The following is a 20,638-nucleotide window of genomic DNA, read 5'->3' as shown; positions in this document are numbered from 1 at the left end:
GTTATAAAGGATCAAGCAGGCGTCTCACGGATCCAGGGATCCATGATCAGTTCCACAGTGGCGTTGCCGTGAAAGGAGAGACACATGTATCCCATTCGCCTTTGGGCCGTGCGGCACGCAAGATTCTTCGAGCGCGTATACCGGATATTCGAACCGGTAGTCGTCAAGTTGCAGCCGCTCTGGAACTCGGTAGGCTACCAACGCGCAGAAAAGCCGGTGAGCAAGCTGGAAAAGATCAGCAAGGGATTACTGTTCGACTGCAAGATGTGTGGTCAGTGCATCCTCAGCTCTACCGGAATGTCCTGCCCCATGAACTGCCCTAAGTCCTTGCGCAACGGTCCTTGTGGCGGGGTACGCGCCAACGGCAACTGTGAGGTCAATCCGGAGATGCGATGTGTCTGGGTCGAAGCCTGGGATGGAAGTCAGAAGATGAAAGGTGGTGACAAGATCCAGGTGGTGCAACTGCCAGTTGATCATCGTCAGAAGGGAAGCTCGTCCTGGCTGCGTATCGCACGTAACGCGTCGAACCTGGCAGAAGACCCTAACAAGGCTTTGAAGTGAGCTTTTAATGACATGACCCTTGATCGCAACAATGAACAACCCGACAGGCAATCCATCCTGATGCCTGAATAAAGAACTTCAAAGACATCAAGTTGCTGTCAGCGAATCAACCAACAAACATCAATATATAAAGGTTTTCTGCCATGAGACACGTCACGGACTACTCCAACCAATACATCCTCACTGTCAGCTGCAGGACTGCGCCTGGAATCGTTGCCGGAATCGCATCCTATATCACAGAGCGCGGCGGCTATATCGCAGAACTATCCCAATTCGATGACAAGATCAGCGGTCAGTTCTTCTTACGGACGCTATTCAACATCACCCCGGACTCCCGCTACACCTTCGAGGACATCCGCACTGGATTCAATGCCCTGGCAGACAAGCATGGCATAGCCTGGGCGATGCATGAGGTCAGCCACCCGACCAAGGTCATGATCATGGTATCCAAGTTTGACCACTGCCTGGTCGACCTTCTTTACCGTTATCACAAGGGCGAATTGAACATCGATATCACCGCGGTCGTATCCAACCACCTGGATCTTCAACCGCTGGTCGAGCGTGAAGGCTTTCGCTTTGTTCACCTGCCAGTGACGGCAGAAAACAAACTGGAACAGGAAGCCGAGCTACTCAATATCATCAACGCGACAGGAACCGAGCTGGTGGTACTGGCGCGTTACATGCAGGTCCTGTCCGATAGCCTATGCAAGCAGCTGCATGGACGGGCCATCAATATCCACCACTCCTTCCTGCCCGGCTTCAAGGGTGCCAAGCCCTATCACCAGGCATTCGAGCGTGGCGTCAAGCTGATCGGTGCCACGGCGCACTACGTGACCGCAGACCTGGATGAAGGTCCGATCATCGAGCAGTCCGTGCTCCCCGTCAATCATGCCTACTACCCGGAAGAACTCGTTGCGCTTGGCCGCGATACCGAAACGAAGGCACTGGCAAGCGCCGTCAAGCTGCATACCGAGAGCCGTGTGTTCCTTTCGGGCAACAAGACCGTCATTTTCAAATAGAAGCAGGGGGCATGATGACTCATTTAATAGACGGAAAACAGCTCTCGGATCAGGTCTTGCTGGAAGTCGCCTCAGAAGTCGCGCTACTCAAGGGCGAACATGACATGGTGCCGACACTGGCTGTCGTGCTTGTGGGGGAGGATCCCGCTAGCCAGGTGTATGTGAGAAACAAGGTGAAGCGGGCGACAGAGGCGGGAATGGGTTCTATCGAGCACCGGCTCGATGCCGAAACCTCCCAGAACACCCTGAATGAGCTGATCGATCAACTGAACAATGATCCTGAGGTGCACGGCATTCTGGTGCAACTGCCACTACCGTCACATCTCGACGAGGATGTGGTGATAGCGTCCATCCATCCGGCCAAGGATGTTGATGGCTTTCACCCACTGAACGTCGGGGCACTCGCTTCCGGGCGTCCATCACTTGTGCCGTGCACGCCACAAGGCTGCATGATCATGCTGCGCCAGGTCCACCCGGACCTTAGTGGCAAGAATGTCGTGGTGGTGGGGCGCTCCAATATCGTGGGAAAGCCGATGGCTGCACTGCTCCTGCAGGCAAACTGTACGGTCACCATTGCCCATTCACGAACGAGGAACATCGAAACGCTGTGCCGCAATGCCGATATCGTGGTAGCGGCGGTCGGCCGGGCGGAGTTCATCAACGCTGACTGGATCAAGCCGGGTGCAACGGTCATCGATGTCGGCATCAACGCCATTGATGTCGATGGCAAGCGAAAGCTCGTGGGTGACGTGGATTTCGAATCGGTTGCCCAGGTCGCTGGCGCAATCACGCCGGTACCCGGTGGCGTGGGTCCGATGACGATCGCCTGCCTGCTGTTGAATACGACACGAGCAGCAAGGTATCAGTTGGCCTGATCGTTAGATCTTCCGCCACTCGCACCCAGAATGTCCCGCGTCGCCCCAGGCGACGCAATAATAACAACCTGAGGAGCACGCATGAACTACAACGACGAGCCCACCCTTGTCCCGGGCCACGATAACACGCTGATCAAGACGATCGGGGACGTGGGCGCCGATCCAGTCGCCATGCCAACCCATCCACCTACTCACGCGAATCTCGTGATGCCTTCTCACGGGCATAAGGTGGCGACCCACACCCAGGCCTCGACCTTTCTGGTCAGGCCTCGGTGCTAACTACTGCACGCACCCTCAACTACCGACAAACTGAAAGGGAAATAAAAAGTGTATATAAATCCCAACGAAGCGAGCGCCCCGCAACCGAAACACGCCGGCCCCCGGGGCATCCCGGCACCGGATGGGCCGGCAAACCTCATCGAAACCGATCACGTGATCGGACAGGACAACTTCGCGGCCTCCAAGTTCGGGATCTCAGTGGACCTGCACGGCAAGGTCTTCACCATCTCCTCACTGACGGTCCTGTTCTTCGTGATCATCACGCTGGCCCTGCAAGACCAGGTGGAACCAGTCTTCAATACCGCCTTCAACTTCCTGACCGTTAACCTGTCCTCGTTCTTCCTGCTGGCGGCCAACATCTTCCTGGTGCTCGCGTTCGTGCTGATCTTCACGCCCATGGCTAGGGTCAGGATAGGCGGTGCCAATGCCCAGCCGGAATTCAGTTTTATCGGCTGGTTTTCCATGCTGTTCGCCGCGGGCATGGGCATCGGCCTGATGTTCTATGGGCTCTCCGAGCCACTGACCCACTACGGCAGCGCCATGGGGGGTATCACCGTGGAAAACGGGGTGCGCACCGACTGGGCACCACTGGGCGCCGCCGCGGGTGACCCGGCCGCCGCCGCCTCGCTAAGCATATCCACCACCATCTTCCACTGGGGCCTGCATGCCTGGGGGACCTATGCCGTGGTGGCCCTGGCCCTGGCCCTGTTCGCCTACAACAAGGGCCTGCCGCTGACCATGCGCTCGGTTTTCTACCCGGTCCTTGGGGAGCGCATCTGGGGCTGGCCAGGCCACGCCATCGATATCCTGGCGGTGTTCGCCACGCTGTTCGGCCTGGCCACGTCACTCGGCCTCGGCGCCACTCAGGCCGCCGCAGGCTTGAATTACCTGTTCGGCATCCCCAACACTAACGTCACCATGGTGGTGCTGATCATCAGCATCTCCCTGATCGCGTTGGTGTCGGTCGTCCTCGGCGTCGATAAGGGCGTGCAGCGACTCTCCCAGCTCAATATGGTGTTGGCCTTCCTGCTGGTGGTCTTCGTGATGGCCGTGGGCCCGACCCTGCTGATCGTCACCGGCTTCTTCGAGAACCTGGTCGCCTACCTGGTCAACCTGCCTGCGCTCTCCATGCCCTTCGGCCGTGAGGATGCCAATTTCAGCCAGGGCTGGACCACCTTCTACTGGGCCTGGTGGGTCTCCTGGGCACCGTTTGTCAGCATGTTCATCGCCCGGGTCAGCCGAGGTCGCACCGTACGTGAATTCCTGATCGCCGTGCTGCTGGTGCCGTCGACTATCACGGTGCTGTGGGTGAGTACCTTAGGTGGCACAGCCGTCGATCAAGTGATCACCGACAACTTCCAGGGCGCCATGGACTCGGCCCTCGAACTGCAGATGTTCGTGGTGTTCAGCCGACTGCCGCTGTCCCAGATCACCTCCTTGATCGGCATCGTGCTGGTGGTCGTGTTCTTCATCACGTCCTCCGACTCCGGCTCGCTGGTGATCGACTCCATCACGGCCGGCGGCAAGGTCGATGCGCCCAAACCGCAGCGGATCTTCTGGGCCCTCATCCAGGGTGCCATCGCCATCGCCCTGCTGCTGGGTGGCGGCCTGAAAGCGCTGGCGGCGGCAGTGATCGTTACCGCCCTGCCCTTCACCTTCGTCTTGCTGGTGGCGTGCTATGGCATGGTCAATGGACTGATAAGCGAGCCTCGAGGTCCCAAAGGCTGAGGCGCTTCACTCTATGCATGACCGAACAGGGCAGCCTACGGGCTGCCCTTATTACGCCTTAATTACGCCTTATTCACCGGATTGACGCAGAAAGGAAGATGCTGAGCCCGAGTTCGACACTTCCAACCCGATTTTGGCCTGATTTCGACACCTGTGGTCCGAGAATTCAGTTAGTTAGCCTATTCCGGCCGATTTCTTTGGAGTGACACGTTTTTCTCTTGGCTAGTTGCCGTCTATAGAATGGGCGGACTACTGTGGTGACATGTTCGTCAACGTCACCAAATCCGGCCCGCGTCGCTAGGTGAAGCTCGTCGAGTCTTTCCGCGACCAAGCCGGCAAGTCGCGCCAACGCGTGGTCGCGGCGCGGGGCCGCCGACCAGAGCACCCTGTGAGCTCACCTCACTCTCTTCGCTTCATTCTGATCGCTCCGCCAGCACCTGCCGGAGCTCCTGACGATAGGCCGCCGCATGGTGTGCCGGGTCGGCGGGAAAGCGGTCGAGCGATACCGCCAGCTCGAAGAAGCCCTGCCGGGGCAGGTCGCCGCGGCGGCTGACCACCAGGGCGGCGATCATCGGCCGGCCGGCGGCGACGTCCTCGCGCATCAGCGCCTCCAGCGCCAGGGCGACACGCTGGATGGTACGCGGCGGCGGGAGGCCCAGCGCCTCGGCGGCCTGCTGGTAGGTGATCGGCAGCCGCTCGTCGGGCAGGCTCCTCAGCAACTCGCGCAGGCGCGAGGCCAGGTCGGGATCGGCTTGTCTCTCCATTCGGTCGACCTCCACGGGTTAGCGGAAAGACTCCGGTGCGCAGCCCGGATGCGTGGTGCCGAGTCTCCGCCGTGGCATACTCCCGAGCAAGTCCGCCGCCAGCCTATGGAGCGAGGAGACCGCCATGTTCACCGGCCTGAGTGCCTTTCCGTTGACGCCCATGAACGAGAACGCCATCGACGAGGCGGCCTTCGTCCGATTGGTCGAGAGGCTTGCCGCTGCGGGCGTGGAATCCATCGGGGCTCTCGGCTCGACGGGGAACTATGCCTACCTCACCCGCGCCGAGCGCGCCCGCATAGCCCGGCTGGCCGTGGAGCACGCCGGCGACGTGCCGGTAATCGTGGGCATCAGCGCGCTGCGCACCCGGGACGTCCTGGCCCTGGCCGAGGACGCCGAGGCCGCGGGCGCCAGCGCGGTGCTGCTGGCGCCGATGTCGTACCAGCCGCTGTCCGAGGAGGAGGTCTTCGGGTTCTATGAGGCCGTGACCGCTCGACTTTCGTTGCCGCTCTGCGTCTACGACAACCCCGGCACGACGCACTTCACCTTCAGCGACGCGCTGCATGGGCGCATCGCGGCGCTGCCCAGGGTAGCCTCCATCAAGATACCCGGCGTGCCCGCCGAGCCGGAGGCCGCCCGGGAGCGTGTCGCGCGGCTGCGCGGCCTGATCCCGCCGGAGGTGACGATCGGCGTCAGCGGCGATGCCATGGCCGCCACCGGGCTGAATGCCGGCTGCGAGGCCTGGTATTCGGTGATCGGCGGCCTCTTCCCCGAGACCGCCCTGGCCATTACCCACGCGGCCCGGGCCGGCAAGGGGGACGAGGCCCTGCGGCTGAGCCAGCGTCTCGAGCCGCTATGGGCCCTGTTCCGCCGGCATGGAGGAAGCCTGCGCGTGGTGGCCACCGCGGCGGAGCTGTTGGGGCTCACCGAACCGCCCAGCCTGCCGCTGCCCCTGACGACGCTGGAGGGCCAGGACCGGCAGGCACTGGCCGCTTTGCTGCAGGAGCTGGAACTCGCCTGAGCGCCCCGGCGTGATGCCATCGGCTACCACAGATGTGCGGCGGGCCGGCATGCTAGCATGGCGCGGTTTTCCTCCTTCTCCACCCCGACAGCGGATATTCCATGGACGAGATCGGCCTGAGATGGCTGCTGGGCCAGGGCGTCAGCCTGGTGGCCCTGGCGCTGTGCCTCGTGGCATTCGCCAGCAAGCGGGACGACAGGCTGTTCGTGCTGCTGCTGTTCGCCAACGTCGCCTTCGCCGCCCAGTTCGCGCTGTTCGAGAGCTGGGTGGCGGCCGGGATCTCGGCGCTGATCGTGCTGCGCATCGCCCTGGTGCGCCGCTTCCCGCGCCACCGCCTGCTCATGCTGGTGATGCTGGTCGCCACCCTGGCGGTGGCAGCGCTGACCTGGAGCGGCCCGCGGGACATCCCTGCCCTGGCGGCGGGGCTGCTGGGCACCTGGGGCATGTTCATGCTGAGCGGGATCGCCATGCGCGCCGCCCTGGCGGTGGCGGCGCTGTGCTGGGTGATCAGCAACCTGCTGGCTGGCTCGATCGGCGGCACCATCGCCGAGAGCCTGATCTTCCTGACCAACGTGATCACCATGCTGCGCCTGCGCCGCGATGCCCGCCTGCGCTACATCCACGGCTGAAGGCCACCGCCGATCAGCACGGCACCCGGCATCGCCAGGACGACGGCGACACTGGGCAGCAGGGTCATGCGGTCGCCTCCTCGCCCGCGGCCTGCGAAGGCCGTCACGCCGGTGGGCTCGCGGCCCAGCGCCCGCTGCACGCCGTCAGCCACGAAGGCATTGCGACCGTCGAGCACCATCTCGAACAGGTAGTGCAGCAGCCAGGCGACCTCCTGGGGCGCGCCAGAGGCGGTGACGGCGCAGGCGAAGTCGGTCGCGGGAACCGGGCCTCGCTGCCTGACCTTCTCCGAGCTGGCCGGGGAGACCTCCCGCGCCGCCGGGGCCGAAAGGAGCCCTCGGCCCGGTGAGAAGCATGGCCCACTCGCCGCCGAGGGCTACGGCGCGGGACCAGGAGGGTCCGCCTCTCGCCTCTGTACCTGGCATCGTTGTTCGCGCCGCTTACTCGCCCATCGGCAGCGCCTCCAGTCGGCTCAGTACCGCCCGGGTGATGGCCTCGCGCTTGGGCAGGTCGGCCAGCCGCTCGGGGGTGTCGAGGTTCAGGGCGAAGAACACCGGACCGGCGGGCAATTCGACCCAGCCGACCCACCAGCCGACCCGGCCGTCCCAGCCGCTCTTGGCGCGCAGGATCCAGTCGCGTCCGGCCTCATTGATCAGGATGTCCTTGACCAGCCGCTGGTCGGCCTCGGCGAAGGGCAAGGCCATGTCGTAGAGCCGCTCGAGGAAGTCGACCTGCTCGAAGGCCGATACCCGCAGGCTGCCGTCGAGCCAGAAGGTCTCAACATCGCCGCCGACGTCGGCGTTGCCGTAGCCTGTCTCGCTCAGGTACTCCCGCTCGAGCGAGGCACCGAGCTCGTCGGCGAGGCGCTGGAAGACCCAGACGGTGGAGAAGCGCAGGGCAGAGCGCAGGGTCTGGTCCTGGTTCCAGGCCGGCACATCGCGCTCCACTCCGTCCCAGTGGAACACCTCGAACTCATCCTCCACCAGGCCGGCATCCAGGGCGAAGAGCGCATGGGGCACCTTGAAGGTGGAAGCCGGAGAGAGCCGCTCGCCGGCGCGCTCGGGGTTCACCACCCAGTGGCCCTCGCGGCCCTCCCGCTCGTCGACGATCACCAGGGTGCCGTTGACGGCCCTCTGCTCGGCGAAGATGTCGGCCCAGTCGGGGCGTGGCTGCCAGTCGCCGGCGAATGCCGGCAGTGGCAAGAGGGTCAACAGGATCAGGGCTGGCAGGATGGGACGGTATCTCATGGGCCGGTTCTCTCGGGTCGCTGGCCTCCCAATATGCGGGACCAGGAGGCGATGGGCTGCCAAGCGTAGCCGCCGGCGTCACACTCAAACAAGCCATGATCTCTTGCGTCACTCATTAGCTGAACTAACTAGGCCTCGGATGACACGCCCCCCTTCCTGCCGCTCAATGCCCTGTGCGCCTTCGAGGCCGGGCCCGGCATGCCAGCCGCCATGACGTATGAGGCGCGTTTTACTTCATCTCGAAGCCGCGCTTGACCAGGAACTCGCGCATGTGGGGACGCAGCTTGGTATCGAACAGCGGGGTCAGGTTCTGGGACCAGGTGCTGTCCTTGGGGCCGCCCTTACGCGACTGGTAGTAGGCGTGCATGGCGTCGTCGTAGGCCGCCACCTGCTCGCGGTCATCGGTGTAGGTGTCCTCCTTGAGGATCGCCTCCACCGGCAGGCGCGGCTTCACGTCCGGGTCGTGGGCCGGGTAGCCGAGGCACATGCCGAACACCGGGAAGACATGATCGGGGATGCCCACCAGGTCGCTGATCTGCTGGGGGTTGTTGCGGATGCCACCGATGTAGCAGATGCCCAGTCCTTCCGATTCCGCGGCGATGGCCACGTTCTGGGCCATCAGGGCAGTATCCACGCTGGCTACCAGCAGCTGCTCGGTCATGCCGCGCACCACCCGGGCGCCGGTGCGCTCGGCGGCCTCGGTGGGACGCTTCATGTCGGCGCAGAACAGCAGGAAGGCGCCGCAGGTGGCCACGTAGGACTGGCCGCCGGCCAGCTCGGCGATCGCCTCGCGGTTCGCCGGATTCGTCACGTGGATCACCGAGTAGGCCTGGACGTGGCTGGAGGTGGCCGCGGCCTGGCCGGCCTCGATCAGCGTCTCCAGCAGCTCGCGGGAGACCGGCTGGTCGGTGAACTTGCGGATGGAGCGGTGGGACTTGAGCAGTTCGATGGTGGGGTTCATGGGACCTCGTCGCATGGTGTCGGACAGCGTCGCCAAGGCGCGCGGCGAACATCAGGTAACAACACATTCTCCATCACCCGGTGAGGCTTTGCATCGTCCAGGGGCCATTGAGACCGTCGCCTGTCGCCCGACACAGGATGGTTTATAGTTACTACGCATTTGCCTTGGCATGCCGGGGCACGATGGTCACCGGGACGGCAAGTACCCGCGTGAAGGCGAGCAGGGGCCCCACAGACGGGCTCCCCAAGGCAGAAGGATACTTGAAGGGGTTGAAGCAGGTACGACCGGGACTGCTTCGGTCGCCGGTGTCGCCTGATGAATGAGGTGCCATGGCTGCAACGCTGCTTCTCTGGTCTATCCGAGTGCTGGCACTGCTGATGCTGGCAGTCAGCTTGCTGCCGATGATTCCCAGCGGTCAGTGGTGGATACAGTTGTGGGAGTTCCCGCGGCTTCAGTTGAGTGTGGCAATCATAGTGCCACTGGCACTGCTGGCAGTTCACGCCTGGTGGAATCAGCCACGCACTGAGCACGCCGTATGGTTGACAGTGATCCTCGCGACGGGGTCATGGCAGCTGTCGCATATCCTGCCGTTCACGCCTGTCTGGCCGACCGAGGTCCCCACCGCCGAGACTCAACCCGGCGGGGACCGGACGGCCCTGAAAGTCCTGACGGCGAATGTCACCTACACCAACGACCGCTACGACGAGTTGGTGGCAATGGTGCAGCGTGAGGACCCCGACCTCCTGCTGCTGATCGAGGTCGATCGCGCCTGGGCCGAGGCGGTGGCGCCGCTGGATGAGCATTATGCGCATCGGGTCGGGGAGGTTCGTGGCGAGGGGCTGGGAATCATGCTCTGGTCGCGGTTCCCGCTGCTGGAGCAGGAGATCAAGCACCTGATCTCTGATCGTCGGCCATCGATCTTCGCGACCCTGGATGTGCCGGACATCGGGCCGGTGCGCTACATCGGCACCCACCCCGTCCCGCCAGGGCTGCGGGACCAGATCAGCCACAACGACGAGACGAGCGAGCGCCGGGACAGCCGGGTCCGCGATGCCGAGCTGATGCTCGTTGCCCGCCACGTTCAAGAGGACTCGGACAATCGCTGGATCGTCACCGGCGACTTCAATGACGTCGCATGGTCCGACACCACCCGGCTGTTCGCCGACCTGAGCGATCTGAAGGACCCTCGCCGTGGCCGACGGCTGCTGAGCTCCTACCCCGCGGAGCGACCATTCTTGCGATACCCGATCGACCACCTGTTCGTCTCGGACGGTTTCCACCTGATCGGCCTCGACCGGGTAAGGGTCGCCGGCTCCGACCATTTCGCCGTCACCGCGACCCTGGCCGTCGCGAACAAGGACCACGCGACGCCGGGGGCCTCTGAGGAGGAAGAGGAGCAGCAGCAGAAGGCCCAGGAGATGGTCGAGGAAGGTGCCGAAGATGCCGCCGAGCACGATGTCAGCTCGTCGCAGGCGGATTGACGAAAGCCAGAATCAACGGGGACAACTCCTTGTTCGCTACCGAACAGAGTGTCTCCATGCATCGCTTCCTTCGCCTCAACCTGAGCTGTACCTTGGGGAGCATCGAATCGCAATCACAGGGATGACCGACTCCATGCTGACGAGACACACCGCGCTTACCGACCCTCGTATCTGGCGATTTTCCCTTGTATTGATCATGGCGATGCTGTTGACGGGTTGCGGCATCAACAACATCCCCACCTATGACGAGCAGGTGAAGTCGGCCTGGGCGCAGGTGGAGAACCAGTACCAGCGGCGCGCGGACCTGGTGCCCAACCTGGTCGAGACGGTCAAGGGGTTTGCCCGGCAGGAGCGGGAGACCCTGACCGCCGTGGTGGAGGCGCGGGCCAAGGCCACGTCCATCCAGATCGACGCCGAGTCGCTGGACGACCCGGAAAAGATGCGCCAGTTCGAGCAGGCCCAGCAGCAGCTCACCGGGGCACTGAGCCGCCTGATGGCGGTCTCCGAGCGCTACCCCGAGCTGAAGTCGAACCAGAACTTCCTGGCCCTGCAATCGCAGCTGGAGGGCACCGAGAACCGCATCGCCGTGGCACGGCGCGACTTCATCACCGCGGTCGAGCGCTACAACACCGAGATCCGCACCTTCCCCGGTCGCCTGTGGCACAGCATCCTCTACAGCGACATGCCGCTTCGCGAGACCTTCGAAGCCACGACCGAGAACGCGGACCAGGCCCCCCAGGTGGAGTTTGAATGAGCGATCTTCTGCGCATTCCGCTACTGGCATTGCTGCTGTCGACGGCCCTCGGCCTTCATGCCCAGGAAAGTGAAGGCCAGGAACTCGACTTTCCCGAACTGACCGGTCGTGTGGTGGACCAGGCCGAGCTGCTGGACCCGGCCACCGAATCCCGCCTGAGCGAGCGGCTCGCGGCCCATGAGGAGGCCACCACCGAGCAACTGGTGGTGGCGACCCTGCCGGACCTGCAGGGCGTCACCATCGAGGAGTATGGCTATCAGCTGGGGCGCCATTGGGGCATCGGCCAGGCAGAGGAGGACAACGGCGCCCTGCTGATCGTCGCGCCGAATGAGCGCAAGGTGCGCATCGAGGTCGGCTACGGCCTCGAGGGCCGACTGACCGACGCCCAGTCCTCGGTGATCATCAACCAGACCCTGACCCCGGCGTTCCGCGAGGGAGACTACGCCCGCGGCATCACCGAGGGCGTGGAGGCGATGATCCGGGTGCTGGGCGGCGAGCCTATGGACACCAGCGCCACCTCCGGCGCCCCGGCCGGGGAGCAGGGCCCCAGGGGACCGGCATCGATTCTCTTCTTCGTGATGTTCGTGATCGTCATGACCCTGGTACGCGGTGGTCGCGGCGGCCTGCTGGCCGGCATGCTGCTGGGCGGTGCGCTTGGCGGCGGGTCTCGCGGGGGCGGCGGAGGCGGCTTCGGCGGCGGGGGTGGTTTCGGCGGTGGCGGCGGCGGCTTCGGTGGCGGCGGCGCGTCCGGCGGCTGGTAACCCTAATCTACAGCCTACAGCCGGTGGCGACACCGACATGAATATCAGGATTCGGAGATCACGACCCCCATGGCCTTATTGAGTGAAGACGAGCAACGCCAGGTAGCCGAGGCGATTCATCGGGTCGAGCGCGAGACCGATGCCGAGCTGGTCACCGTGCTGGCGCCGAAAGCGGACAACTATGCCTATATCCCGCTGCTGTGGGCGGGCCTGCTGGCGCTGGTGGTGCCCGGTGCGGTCAACTACTTTCCCGGTTGGTTGACGGCCTGGGAGCTGACGCTGGTGCAGTGGGCGACCTTCATCGTGCTGGGACTGGTATTCCGCCTTCCCGCCGTCACCACCCGACTGATCCCGCGCTCGGTTCGCCACTGGCGGGCGGCCAACCTCGCCCGGCGGCAGTTCCTGGAACAGGAGCTGCACCACACCGAGGGGGGAACGGGGATGCTGATCTTCGTCTCCGAGGCCGAGCGCTATGTGGAGATCCTGGTCGACCGGGGCATCTCGGCACGCATCGGCGACGAGACCTGGCACTCCATCGTGGCGGCCTTCACCCGCCAGGTGAAGGCCGGCGAGACCCTGCGGGGTTTCCTGGAGTGCATCGAGGCCTGCGGCGAACACCTCAGGGAGCAGGTGCCGGCCACCCACGAACGCAACGAACTGCCCAATCACCTGATCGTGCTGGATTGACCCCCTTCTGCCCATGCCCCGGGTCATGACGGGCGCTTCTCCCCGACGGAGGGGCTACCCTTCGATATGGGCCGACCGACACAAGGAAGCGGCATGACACCTGACTCCAGGACATCGGAACATCGAGGCACGGGCGTGGCCTTCAAGGTGGCACTGGCGGGGGGCATCCTGGCCATCCTGGCAGCCCTCTCCATGGCCCTCGCGGGGCCGGCCTATCGAACCGGGCTGCTCGCGCTGGGTGATGCCTTCAGCATGCTGCGCTACGGCGCCTTCGTTGCCCTCGGCGCCGCCGGGCTGGGCCTGGTGGGGCTGATCATCGCCGCCTTCACCCGCCGCGCCCTGCCGGCGCTGCTCGGTGGGTTGGTGATACTGGCCGGCCTGGTGCTGGTCGCGGTGCCCTGGATGCAGCTGCAGCAGGCCAGGGCGGTGCCGCCCATCCACGACATCACCACCGACCTGCAGGACCCGCCCGCCTTCGAGGCCCTGGTCGCGGCCAGGGAAGCCGCCCCCAACGCCGTGGACTACCCCGGCGAGGCGACAGCCCGCCAGCAGCGCGAGGCCTACCCGGAGATCCAGCCGCTGGTGCTCGACGCGCCCCTCGACGCGGTGCTGGCCGCCGTCGAGGCCGAGGTGCGCGATGCCGGCTGGGAGATCGCCACGGTGGGCGACGCCCGACTCGAGGCCACCGCCACCACCACCTGGTTCGGTTTCAAGGACGACGTGGTGATCCGCCTGACCGAGACGCCGGAGGGCGTGCGGGTCGACATGCGCTCCGCCTCGCGGCTCGGCGCCAGCGACGTGGGCACCAACGCGGCGCGCATCCGGGCCTACCTGGCAGACCTGGAGCAACGCCTGGAGTAAGGGGACGGGGCGGGTCAGCCGGCCGCTGCCCGCGCTATGCCAGCGCCTCGCCGATCTCACGCTCGCCGTCGAGCAGCACGAACTCGCGGTCGACCAGCTCCCGGGCCTTGAGCAGGTGCAACAGGGCATGGGCGACGTTGCCCCGCGAGACCCGGTTCTCGCCGCCGGTCTCGGCCAGCGAGGTGGCCACGCGCTCGTTGGCGGGCTCGTCGGTGAGCCGGCCCGGCTTGAGGATCACGTGGGGCACCCCGGCCAGGCGCAGGTGGGCATCGGCGGCGAACTTGGCGGCCATGTAGGGACGCAGCTTCTCCGGCGCCTCCTGGGGGTTCTCGGCACGCATGGCGCTGACCATCAGGAAGCGCCCGATGCCCCGCTCGCGGGCGATATCCACGGCACGGATGGCCCCGTAGAGGTCGATCAGAAGGGTCTTGTCGGGGCCGGTATGCGGGCCCGAGCCGGCGGTGAAGACGACCTGGTCGCAGCCGTCGAAGGCGGCGCGGAAGTCGCCCTCCAGGTCGGCGATCACCGTCTCGATACCGCGCTCCTCGAACCAGGGCTGCTGGGCCGCATCGCGGATCATCGCCTTGATGGGCTCGCCGGCGGCCTGCGCCAACGCGCAGAACTGGCGGCCGATCTGGCCGTTGGCACCGATCACCAGGGTCGTCATGGGCTCTCCTCGGGTTGGGTCGGAAGGTTCACCCCTGCTGCATGCGGGCGGGGTGTCGCCGGATCAAGGCGTGGCGCGTCACAGCGGCAGGTGCAGGATCGCCCCGCGCAGGCCGCGCGCGTCCGCCCACAGCTTGCCCAGGGTGATGGGCAGCCGGAAGCGACGCTTGCCGGCGGCGCCCGGGTTGAACAGCAGCCGCTCGCCCCGCCATTCGTTGCGCGGCTTGTGGGAGTGGCCATGGAGCACGGCGTCGCAGTCGATGGTCGCGTCGAGGTCGGCGATGTCGTGCACCAGGTGCAGCCGCCAGCGGTTGACCCGCAGGTCCAGGGTGTGCGGCAGCTCCTCGGCCCAGGACGCGGTGTCGATGTTGCCCCGCACGGTGTGCAGTGGCGCCAGCGCGGCGAGGCGCTCGAGGAGGGCGGCGTCCTCGTCCTTGCTGCCCACGTCGCCGAGATGCAGGATCAGCCCGCAGCCCTGGAGCATCGTCAGCGCCTCGGGGCGCAGCAGCCCGTGGGTATCGGCGATCACCCCGATGGGCCCTTCGAGCGTCACATCCGGCATGGTAAGGTCGCCTCTGTCCGTCATGGAGCCAGCATAGTGAATCCCGAAGACCTTGAGAAACTGGTCACCCTGCGCATGCCCTTCGGCAAGCACGCGGGCTGCCTGATCGCCGACCTGCCCGGCCCCTACCTCAACTGGTTCGCCCGGGAGGGCTTTCCCGAGGGCCAGATCGGCCGGCTGCTGCACCTGATGCACGAGATCGACCACAACGGCCTGAGCGAACTGCTCGACCCGCTGCGCACCACCGCCGGGAGCCGAGGGTGAAACGGCCCGTCGGCCTGGCCCTGGAGCGCCTGCACATCGCCTGGGACCTGCTGATCCTGGCCCTGGTGGTGGCCAACCTGGCGCTGTTGCTGTTCGACTCCCTCTACCTGCTGCCGCCACTCAACGCGGCCTTCGAGGCCGTGGCCCCGGGCTGGCACGCCGCCTACGACCGGCACATCCACGCCAACTTCATCGCCATCGACCTGGCCTTCGTCAGCCTCTTCCTGCTCGATGTGCTGCTGGGCTGGGCCGTGGCCATCGCCGAGCGGCGCTATCATCGCTGGTTCTTCTATCCCTTCGTGCACTGGTACGACGTGCTGGGCTGTATTCCCCTGGGCGGCTTCCGCCTGCTGAGGGTGCTGCGCGTCATCTCGCTGCTGCATCGCCTGCAGCGGGTGGGCATGATCGATATCCGCCGCTGGCGCCTGTATGGGGTCTATGCCAAGTACTACGACATCCTGCTGGAGGAGCTCTCCGACCGCATCGCCATCCGCCTGCTCGACAATGTGCAGCAGCAGGTGCGCGCCAGCGACTCGCTCTCCCGACGCGTCGTCGGCGACGTGATCCTGCCGCGCAAGCACCAGCTGATCGCCGAGGTGTCCCGGCGCCTGGAGGAGATGGCCGACACCGCCTATGTCGCGAACCGCGACGAGCTGATGCGATACGTCGGCGCCCTGGTGGGCCGCACCCTGGCCGAGAGTCCGGAGATTCGCCGCCTGAAGCGCCTGCCCATGGGCAGCCAGGTGGCCAGGGGGCTGGACGAGACGCTGCGCGACCTGGCCTGCCGGCTGCTCGACGAGGCCGTGAGGGGCATGCGCTCGCCGGAGTTCGGCCACCTGATGGAGCACATGACGGAGAGCGGCTTCGATGCCTGGCTGCAGGTCGACAAGCACACCGACCAGGTGACCGAACAGGTGCTGATCGACATGCTCGAGATGCTCAAGGAACAGGTCGCCGTCCAGCAGTGGCGGGAACGCTATGAGTGATGCTCCCGTACCTCGCCCCTCCCCCTGCGTGAAGCGCTGCCGCCTCACGCCGGAAGGCACGTACTGCGAGGGGTGCGGGCGCACCCTGGACGAGATCGGCCGCTGGGCGCGCATGGACGAGAGCGAGCGGGAGGCGATCTGGCAGCGGCTGGCGCACGAGGGCAAGGCCGAGCCGACCCAGGCCTGATCGGCAGCGAGGCGCGGCCGGCTGCAGATGGCGCAGGCCGACGGTCGATGCCGGGGCGCAGGCAGGGAGGAGTCACCGGGGCGGGAAAGATGGCACAATCGCGCCCTTTGCCGCCTGCCAAGGAGGGGACATGCCGGCCTCGACGCCCCACGCCCGCCGGGTCACCCACCGCTACTTCCTGGTCATGCTGGCCATCGGCATGAGCGGCGGCCTGCTCGGGCCGGCGCTGCCGCACCTGGCGGCGATGACCGGTTCGAGCATGGGCCAGATCTCGGTGCTGTTCACTGCCCGGGCACTGGGCAACATGCTCGGCTCGCTGCTCTCGGGGCGGCTGGTGGACCGCTTCCCGGGCCACCGGGTAGTGGCCGCCATGCTGCTGCTGATGGCCGCGGGGCTCGTGCTGGTGCCCTTCAGCCAGGGGCTGGCGATGCTGACCGGGGTCGTCTTCCTGCTGGGCCTGGCCGAGGTCTCGGCCAACGCCGGTTCCAATACCCTGCTGCTTTGGGCCCACGGCAAGGACTCGCCGCCCTGGATCAGCGCCCTGCACTTCTGCTTCGGCCTGGGCAACACCCTGGTGCCGCTGGTGCTGGTGGCGGTGCTGGCGCTGACCGGCCACTTCGCCTGGGCCTTCTGGGCGGTGGCGCTCTATGCGCTGCTGCTGCTCTGGCCGCTGGCCCGCCTGGAGAGCCCCCGGGCACCGGTCGCCCGCGAGGACGACACTCCCGTGCCGCCCGCCGATGCCTGGCGGCTGGGGCTGTTCCTGTTCATGTTCGGCCTCTACGTGGGCATGGAGATCACCTTCGCCGGCTGGGTCACCGCCTACGCCACCCTGCGCGGCATGCCCGGCGAGGAGGCCGCCATGCTGGCCACCCTGTTCTGGCTGGCGCTCTCGGTGGGACGCCTGCTGGCGATCCCGCTGCTGCGCCGCTTCTCGCCCTGGTGGGTGCTGCGCGCGTGCCTGACCCTGGGGCTCGCCAGCGCCCTGGGGCTGCAGCTGGACTGGCTGCCGCTGGGGGCCGTATCGCTGCTCTTCGGGCTGGCCGCCTCGGCGATCTTTCCTACTCTGTTCGGGCTGAGCAACCAGCTGATGGCGATGAGCGGGCGCACCACCGGGATGATCTTCCTGGCCGCCGGCAGCGGTGCCATGGCGGTGCCCTCGCTGGCCGGCCCGCTGCTGGAAGGGCTCGGGACGCGCAGCTTCCCGCTGCTGCTGATGGCGCTGGTGGGCCTGCTGGCCATGGCGCTGTTCGCCCTGCGGGCCAGGGTGGCGCGCACCTCGGGCGGGTAGCGCCGCGTCGAGTCCGGCAGGCTCCTAGCCTCCCTCCAGCCGCCGGGTCATCAACAGCCAGTCGCCCCCACCCAGGCCGCCGGGCCAGGGAACCACCGGCAGGGACGCCACCTCGCGATAGCCCAGCCGGCGGTAGAACGCGCGGGCAACGCCATTCTCCGAGGCCACGATCAGGCTGATCTCGTCGCAGCCGGCGGCGATCGCCGAGGCCTCCACCTGGGCCATCATCAGGCGGCCGATGCCCTTGCGGCGTGCCGCCGGCAGGGTAGCGATGGCGTTGATGTACCAGCTGCCCGGGACCCTGGCCTCGAGGCGCAACAGCGGCTCGACCACGGCGGGACACTCCTTCAGTTCCTCGGGATCGCTGGCATCCGGCAGCCGATAGGCGAGGATCATCCCCACCAGCCGACCCCGGTCGATGCACACCCTGGCGTGGCGGTAGCTGAAGCCGCCCTCCTGCCTGGCGGCGCGTTGCATGCCGACCTCCAGCGGGGATTCGCCGCCCTCGGCCATCAGCCCCCAGAGGTACTCGGGCAGCCCTTCCCCCGCCAGGTTGATCAGGTAGGCCAGGTCCCGGGCATCGGCCCGCACCGCATCGCGTAGTCGCATGGTCACCTCCCGCAGGGGTCAAGGTGAACGGACAGGCCTTGAAGGGCCTGTCCACAGCATAGTGCCAACCTCCTGCCCCTGCTGGAATCGAGCGACCCTGTCCTCAGTGATTCTTGACGCGCTGGATCCGCCAGGCAAGCAGGCCGATGATGCCCAGCCCCAGCGGCCCCAGCACGGCGGCGGCGACGCTGGGCTCGATCGCCACGCCCAGGGCGCCGAGGCTCTGCAGCCCCAGCTTGAACAGGCTGAAGAGGTAGTAGCTGATGACGATGATCGACAGCCCCTCGACGGCCTTCTGGATCTTCAGCTGGCTGCTGGTGCGCTCGTTGAGGCTCTGCAGGATCTCGGAGTTCTGCTCCTCGATCTCCACCTGGGCGCGGGTCCTGAGCAGGTCGTTGAGCCGCGCCACGCTCTCCGCCAGGCTCTCCTGGCGCTGGTTGATCGCGGCGCAGTAGTGCACCGTCGGCCGGAAGCGGCGCAGGATGAAGGTTCCCAGCCGGGGGCGGTCGCCGAGGCGCTCCTCGCGCAGCTCCTCGATGCGGTTGAAGACGATCCGCGCATAGGCCTCGGTGGCGCTGAAGCGCTGGCGCGAGCGGGCACCGGAGCGCTCGAGCCGGGCCGAGAGCGCGGAGATGGCCGCCAGCAGGGGCCGGGAGCTCTCCTCCTCGTCCTCGGTATTGCGCTCCGAGAGCTCGCCGAGCTCGAGCTCGTGGTCGCGCAGCTCGAGGCTCATCTCCTTGGCCACCGGCAGCGCCAGCGAGGCCATCATGCGGTAGGTCTCGATCTCCAGCAGCCGCCGGGTCATGCGACCCAGGCGAAAGGCGTTGAGGCCGCGGTTGACCAGCAGCAGGCGATTGACGCCGGCCGCCGTGAGCCGGAAGTCGCTCCACACGGTGGCGTCGCCATCGCCCACGCTGGAACCGGCGGGGTCGCGAAAGCCGTAGGCCTCGGCGTCGCCGCCCCAGGCGGTTTCGGCTTCCACCAGGATCAGGCTGGCACTGATCAGCGCCCGGCTGTGTTCGGCAGCGATCTCCGCCAGCAGCGGCGGGGGCGACGGCCAGGCCTCGCCCTGCGCGGGTTTCGGCACCAGCAGGGTCAGGGTGAAGAACTCGGTGTGGCGCTCCCACTTCAGGGTCTGGTCGCCGAGGTCGAGGATCTCCTGGGCCGCCTCGATGTCGGGGGTCCTGCCGACCACCTCGGCGACCCGGCCGAGGATGTCCGCGGCGATGCCGTCGCCGTCCAGGAAGGCGTAGTGGTGGAGGTGCGCCGGCTCCTCGAAGTAGATCGAGGGCCGGGCGTGGAGCTCGTTGTGCAGTCGGGCGCGTTGTGGGTGCATGTCGGTGCCAGGAAAGGGGAAAGACCCTCGAGACTAGAGGCTGGCTTCCCCCGGGCCAAGTGCGCCGCGTCAACGTGCCGCGACGTCGACTGGTCTCACAGCCACCTTCTGCGCCGGAACAGCCACAGCAGGCCGAGGCCGATGGCGAGCATCACCCCCAGCACCACGAAGTAGCCCCAGCGATAGGCGAGTTCCGGCATGTGCGCGAAGTTCATGCCGTAGATGCCGGCGATGAAGGTGAGCGGCACGAAGATCGCGGTGATCACCGTGAGCACTCGCATGGTGATATTGAGCTGGTGCGAGGAGAGCGAGATGTAGCCATCGATAAGGTCGCCACAGATGTCGTAGTACATCTGGGTCAGGCTGTGCAGGCGCTCGAATCGCTCGTGGACGTCGTTGATGGCATGCAGGGTGTCCTCGTTGTCGCGGGGCAGGTGCTCGTAGTCATAGGCGGTGAGCTCCTGGGTGATGCCGACGTGGTAGCGGAACACTCGACGCATCTTCACCAGCCGCGAGCGGTAGGCGATGACCCGGCGCATCAGGGCATCGCTGCCGTCCTCCATCAGCTCGTCCTCCAGGTCGCTGAGGGCATTCTCGAACTCGAGCAGGCTGTCCAGGTAGTAGCCGGCGGAGACGTACATGACCCGCAGCGCCACGTGCTCGGGGGAGCGACGCAGCAGCGTCTCGCCCTCGTGGGCCAGCAGGCGGTCGATGCTCAGCGCCAGGCCGGGGTGCAGGCTGATCAGGAAGCGCTCGCCGAGGAAGAAGGCGATCTGCTGGGGCACGAAGTTGAGCTCGGCGTCGAAGGAGGAGATGCCGCGATAGAGGACCAGGGTATGGGTCTCGAACTCCTCGATCTTGGGCGGGTGGCGCTCGCGGTGGGCGTCGTCGATGGCCAGGGGATGGCAGTCGAAGGCCTCGAGCAGCTCCCGCTCGCGCGCCTGTCCCTCGCCCTGCAGGTCGATCCAGATGCGGCTTGAGGCCTCGTCGCGCCAGCGCGCGATCAGCTCCTCCCCGCCCCTCGTCACACGGCCATCGGCCTCCAGCAGCAGCGTACGCATCATCGGGTCGTCATCCTTCGGCGAGACAGTTACTGAACCTTACGGCACGGCTGGCG

General features: G+C 66.2%; 24 protein-coding genes. 15 read left to right on the top strand and 9 right to left on the bottom strand.

Annotated features, from left to right (window positions below):
- Nucleotides 1-84: 84 nt before the first annotated feature.
- From DFP85_RS16265 to DFP85_RS16250, 4 genes are all read left to right on the top strand, one after another.
- Nucleotides 85-561, top strand: a complete 477-nt coding sequence (locus tag DFP85_RS16265; protein ID WP_133637482.1) for a methylenetetrahydrofolate reductase C-terminal domain-containing protein — start codon at nucleotides 85-87, stop codon at nucleotides 559-561.
- A 143-nt stretch (nucleotides 562-704) separates the two neighbouring features.
- Nucleotides 705-1,580: a formyltetrahydrofolate deformylase gene (purU, locus tag DFP85_RS16260; protein ID WP_133637481.1), complete on the top strand. Its 876-nt coding sequence runs from the start codon at nucleotides 705-707 to the stop codon at nucleotides 1,578-1,580.
- Between the two features lie 14 nt (nucleotides 1,581-1,594).
- Nucleotides 1,595-2,455: a bifunctional methylenetetrahydrofolate dehydrogenase/methenyltetrahydrofolate cyclohydrolase FolD gene (gene folD, locus DFP85_RS16255; RefSeq protein WP_208108536.1), complete on the top strand. Its 861-nt coding sequence runs from the start codon at nucleotides 1,595-1,597 to the stop codon at nucleotides 2,453-2,455.
- Between the two features lie 333 nt (nucleotides 2,456-2,788).
- Nucleotides 2,789-4,462, top strand: coding sequence for a BCCT family transporter (locus DFP85_RS16250; RefSeq protein ID WP_133637503.1), 1,674 nt, complete (start codon nucleotides 2,789-2,791; stop codon nucleotides 4,460-4,462).
- Nucleotides 4,463-4,875: 413 nt separating this feature from the next.
- Here the strand turns inward: DFP85_RS16250 and DFP85_RS16245 are convergent, their stop codons facing one another.
- On the bottom strand, nucleotides 4,876-5,226 hold the full coding sequence (locus tag DFP85_RS16245) for a hypothetical protein (protein ID WP_133637479.1): 351 nt from the start codon (nucleotides 5,224-5,226) through the stop codon (nucleotides 4,876-4,878).
- Between the two features lie 124 nt (nucleotides 5,227-5,350).
- Here DFP85_RS16245 and DFP85_RS16240 point away from each other — a divergent pair, with 124 nt between their 5' ends.
- Entirely contained in the window at nucleotides 5,351-6,244 is an 894-nt protein-coding gene (locus DFP85_RS16240) for a dihydrodipicolinate synthase family protein (protein WP_133637478.1), read from the top strand.
- Nucleotides 6,245-6,345: 101 nt separating this feature from the next.
- Nucleotides 6,346-6,873, top strand: coding sequence for a YgjV family protein (locus DFP85_RS16235; RefSeq protein WP_133637477.1), 528 nt, complete (start codon nucleotides 6,346-6,348; stop codon nucleotides 6,871-6,873).
- Here the strand turns inward: DFP85_RS16235 and DFP85_RS18990 are convergent.
- From DFP85_RS18990 to nfsA, 3 genes are all read right to left on the bottom strand, one after another.
- Nucleotides 6,858-7,049, bottom strand: a complete 192-nt coding sequence (locus tag DFP85_RS18990; RefSeq protein ID WP_208108532.1) for a hypothetical protein — start codon at nucleotides 7,047-7,049, stop codon at nucleotides 6,858-6,860. The genes DFP85_RS16235 and DFP85_RS18990 overlap by 16 nt on opposite strands.
- A 262-nt stretch (nucleotides 7,050-7,311) precedes the next feature.
- Nucleotides 7,312-8,118 carry a class D beta-lactamase gene (blaOXA, locus tag DFP85_RS16225; RefSeq protein ID WP_133637476.1) on the bottom strand — a complete coding sequence of 269 codons (807 nt, stop codon included), beginning with the start codon at nucleotides 8,116-8,118 and terminating at the stop codon, nucleotides 7,312-7,314.
- Nucleotides 8,119-8,347: 229 nt separating this feature from the next.
- Complete coding sequence (gene nfsA, locus DFP85_RS16220; protein WP_133637475.1) at nucleotides 8,348-9,079, bottom strand: oxygen-insensitive NADPH nitroreductase; 732 nt, start codon at nucleotides 9,077-9,079, stop codon at nucleotides 8,348-8,350.
- 329 nt (nucleotides 9,080-9,408) lie between these two features.
- Here nfsA and DFP85_RS16215 point away from each other — a divergent pair, with 329 nt between their 5' ends.
- The 5 genes from DFP85_RS16215 to DFP85_RS16195 all read left to right on the top strand — a co-directional run bounded on the left by DFP85_RS16215 (nucleotide 9,409) and on the right by DFP85_RS16195 (nucleotide 13,623).
- Nucleotides 9,409-10,560, top strand: coding sequence for an endonuclease/exonuclease/phosphatase family protein (locus tag DFP85_RS16215; RefSeq protein WP_133637474.1), 1,152 nt, complete (start codon nucleotides 9,409-9,411; stop codon nucleotides 10,558-10,560).
- A gap of 133 nt (nucleotides 10,561-10,693) precedes the next feature.
- A complete protein-coding gene (locus DFP85_RS16210) occupies nucleotides 10,694-11,314 on the top strand; it encodes a LemA family protein (RefSeq protein ID WP_133637473.1) in 621 nt (206 codons plus the stop codon).
- Complete coding sequence (locus DFP85_RS16205; protein WP_133637472.1) at nucleotides 11,311-12,075, top strand: TPM domain-containing protein; 765 nt, start codon at nucleotides 11,311-11,313, stop codon at nucleotides 12,073-12,075. Before DFP85_RS16210 ends, DFP85_RS16205 begins: the two co-directional genes overlap by 4 nt.
- A 69-nt stretch (nucleotides 12,076-12,144) precedes the next feature.
- Nucleotides 12,145-12,762: a TPM domain-containing protein gene (locus DFP85_RS16200; protein ID WP_133637471.1), complete on the top strand. Its 618-nt coding sequence runs from the start codon at nucleotides 12,145-12,147 to the stop codon at nucleotides 12,760-12,762.
- Nucleotides 12,763-12,855: 93 nt separating this feature from the next.
- Nucleotides 12,856-13,623, top strand: coding sequence for a DUF1499 domain-containing protein (locus DFP85_RS16195; RefSeq protein ID WP_133637470.1), 768 nt, complete (start codon nucleotides 12,856-12,858; stop codon nucleotides 13,621-13,623).
- Between the two features lie 34 nt (nucleotides 13,624-13,657).
- On the opposite strand, the gene DFP85_RS16190 is transcribed toward DFP85_RS16195, so the two are convergent.
- Both DFP85_RS16190 and DFP85_RS16185 read right to left on the bottom strand, forming a co-directional pair.
- Nucleotides 13,658-14,290, bottom strand: a complete 633-nt coding sequence (locus tag DFP85_RS16190) for an SDR family oxidoreductase (protein WP_133637469.1) — start codon at nucleotides 14,288-14,290, stop codon at nucleotides 13,658-13,660.
- Nucleotides 14,291-14,368: 78 nt separating this feature from the next.
- Nucleotides 14,369-14,851, bottom strand: a complete 483-nt coding sequence (locus DFP85_RS16185) for a metallophosphoesterase family protein (protein ID WP_133637468.1) — start codon at nucleotides 14,849-14,851, stop codon at nucleotides 14,369-14,371.
- 36 nt (nucleotides 14,852-14,887) lie between these two features.
- On the opposite strand from DFP85_RS16185, the gene DFP85_RS16180 reads away from it, so the two are divergent.
- The 4 genes from DFP85_RS16180 to DFP85_RS16165 all read left to right on the top strand — a co-directional run bounded on the left by DFP85_RS16180 (nucleotide 14,888) and on the right by DFP85_RS16165 (nucleotide 17,576).
- Nucleotides 14,888-15,115 carry a DUF3820 family protein gene (locus DFP85_RS16180; protein ID WP_133637467.1) on the top strand — a complete coding sequence of 76 codons (228 nt, stop codon included), beginning with the start codon at nucleotides 14,888-14,890 and terminating at the stop codon, nucleotides 15,113-15,115.
- On the top strand, nucleotides 15,112-16,101 hold the full coding sequence (locus tag DFP85_RS16175) for an ion transporter (RefSeq protein ID WP_133637466.1): 990 nt from the start codon (nucleotides 15,112-15,114) through the stop codon (nucleotides 16,099-16,101). The genes DFP85_RS16180 and DFP85_RS16175 overlap by 4 nt, the downstream gene beginning before the upstream one ends.
- The gene (locus DFP85_RS16170) at nucleotides 16,094-16,288 is read left to right on the top strand and encodes a DUF1289 domain-containing protein (RefSeq protein ID WP_133637465.1); all 195 of its coding nucleotides are present in this window, start codon (nucleotides 16,094-16,096) and stop codon (nucleotides 16,286-16,288) included. The genes DFP85_RS16175 and DFP85_RS16170 overlap by 8 nt, the downstream gene beginning before the upstream one ends.
- Before the next feature lie 130 nt (nucleotides 16,289-16,418).
- Nucleotides 16,419-17,576 (top strand): MFS transporter, encoded by a 1,158-nt coding sequence (locus DFP85_RS16165; RefSeq protein WP_133637464.1) that lies wholly within the window; start codon nucleotides 16,419-16,421, stop codon nucleotides 17,574-17,576.
- A gap of 24 nt (nucleotides 17,577-17,600) precedes the next feature.
- Here DFP85_RS16165 and DFP85_RS16160 read toward each other — a convergent pair whose 3' ends face one another.
- The 3 genes from DFP85_RS16160 to DFP85_RS16150 all read right to left on the bottom strand — a co-directional run bounded on the left by DFP85_RS16160 (nucleotide 17,601) and on the right by DFP85_RS16150 (nucleotide 20,585).
- Nucleotides 17,601-18,185 carry a GNAT family N-acetyltransferase gene (locus DFP85_RS16160; protein ID WP_133637463.1) on the bottom strand — a complete coding sequence of 195 codons (585 nt, stop codon included), beginning with the start codon at nucleotides 18,183-18,185 and terminating at the stop codon, nucleotides 17,601-17,603.
- A 103-nt stretch (nucleotides 18,186-18,288) separates the two neighbouring features.
- A complete protein-coding gene (locus DFP85_RS16155) occupies nucleotides 18,289-19,521 on the bottom strand; it encodes a DUF3422 domain-containing protein (protein WP_133637462.1) in 1,233 nt (410 codons plus the stop codon).
- A 95-nt stretch (nucleotides 19,522-19,616) separates the two neighbouring features.
- The gene (locus DFP85_RS16150) at nucleotides 19,617-20,585 is read right to left on the bottom strand and encodes a magnesium transporter CorA family protein (protein WP_133637461.1); all 969 of its coding nucleotides are present in this window, start codon (nucleotides 20,583-20,585) and stop codon (nucleotides 19,617-19,619) included.
- Between the last annotated feature and the right edge of the window lie 53 nt (nucleotides 20,586-20,638).

The organism is Halomonas ventosae, assembly GCF_004363555.1.
In the GTDB taxonomy this organism is placed as follows: Bacteria; Pseudomonadota; Gammaproteobacteria; order Pseudomonadales; family Halomonadaceae; genus Halomonas; species Halomonas ventosae.
The sequence above is the reverse complement of the archived record's forward strand: the minus strand, read 5'-3'. Positions and strand labels throughout refer to the sequence as shown.

Excerpts from the sequence above, each read along its gene's own strand:
- DFP85_RS16190 (WP_133637469.1), bottom strand. The coding sequence starts at position 14,290 with ATGACGACCCTGGTGATCGGTGCCAACGGCCAGATCGGCCGCCAGTTC.
- nfsA (WP_133637475.1), bottom strand. The coding sequence starts at position 9,079 with ATGAACCCCACCATCGAACTGCTCAAGTCCCACCGCTCCATCCGCAAG.
- DFP85_RS16235 (WP_133637477.1), top strand. The coding sequence starts at position 6,346 with ATGGACGAGATCGGCCTGAGATGGCTGCTGGGCCAGGGCGTCAGCCTG.
- blaOXA (WP_133637476.1), bottom strand. The coding sequence starts at position 8,118 with ATGAGATACCGTCCCATCCTGCCAGCCCTGATCCTGTTGACCCTCTTG.
- DFP85_RS16200 (WP_133637471.1), top strand. The coding sequence starts at position 12,145 with ATGGCCTTATTGAGTGAAGACGAGCAACGCCAGGTAGCCGAGGCGATT.
- DFP85_RS16165 (WP_133637464.1), top strand. The coding sequence starts at position 16,419 with ATGCCGGCCTCGACGCCCCACGCCCGCCGGGTCACCCACCGCTACTTC.
- purU (WP_133637481.1), top strand. The coding sequence starts at position 705 with ATGAGACACGTCACGGACTACTCCAACCAATACATCCTCACTGTCAGC.
- DFP85_RS16245 (WP_133637479.1), bottom strand. The coding sequence starts at position 5,226 with ATGGAGAGACAAGCCGATCCCGACCTGGCCTCGCGCCTGCGCGAGTTG.
- DFP85_RS16265 (WP_133637482.1), top strand. The coding sequence starts at position 85 with ATGTATCCCATTCGCCTTTGGGCCGTGCGGCACGCAAGATTCTTCGAG.
- DFP85_RS16210 (WP_133637473.1), top strand. The coding sequence starts at position 10,694 with ATGCTGACGAGACACACCGCGCTTACCGACCCTCGTATCTGGCGATTT.
- DFP85_RS16170 (WP_133637465.1), top strand. The coding sequence starts at position 16,094 with ATGAGTGATGCTCCCGTACCTCGCCCCTCCCCCTGCGTGAAGCGCTGC.
- DFP85_RS16215 (WP_133637474.1), top strand. The coding sequence starts at position 9,409 with ATGGCTGCAACGCTGCTTCTCTGGTCTATCCGAGTGCTGGCACTGCTG.
- DFP85_RS16195 (WP_133637470.1), top strand. The coding sequence starts at position 12,856 with ATGACACCTGACTCCAGGACATCGGAACATCGAGGCACGGGCGTGGCC.
- DFP85_RS16155 (WP_133637462.1), bottom strand. The coding sequence starts at position 19,521 with ATGCACCCACAACGCGCCCGACTGCACAACGAGCTCCACGCCCGGCCC.
- folD (WP_208108536.1), top strand. The coding sequence starts at position 1,595 with ATGACTCATTTAATAGACGGAAAACAGCTCTCGGATCAGGTCTTGCTG.
- DFP85_RS16205 (WP_133637472.1), top strand. The coding sequence starts at position 11,311 with ATGAGCGATCTTCTGCGCATTCCGCTACTGGCATTGCTGCTGTCGACG.
- DFP85_RS16185 (WP_133637468.1), bottom strand. The coding sequence starts at position 14,851 with ATGCCGGATGTGACGCTCGAAGGGCCCATCGGGGTGATCGCCGATACC.
- DFP85_RS16240 (WP_133637478.1), top strand. The coding sequence starts at position 5,351 with ATGTTCACCGGCCTGAGTGCCTTTCCGTTGACGCCCATGAACGAGAAC.
- DFP85_RS16160 (WP_133637463.1), bottom strand. The coding sequence starts at position 18,185 with ATGCGACTACGCGATGCGGTGCGGGCCGATGCCCGGGACCTGGCCTAC.
- DFP85_RS16150 (WP_133637461.1), bottom strand. The coding sequence starts at position 20,585 with ATGATGCGTACGCTGCTGCTGGAGGCCGATGGCCGTGTGACGAGGGGC.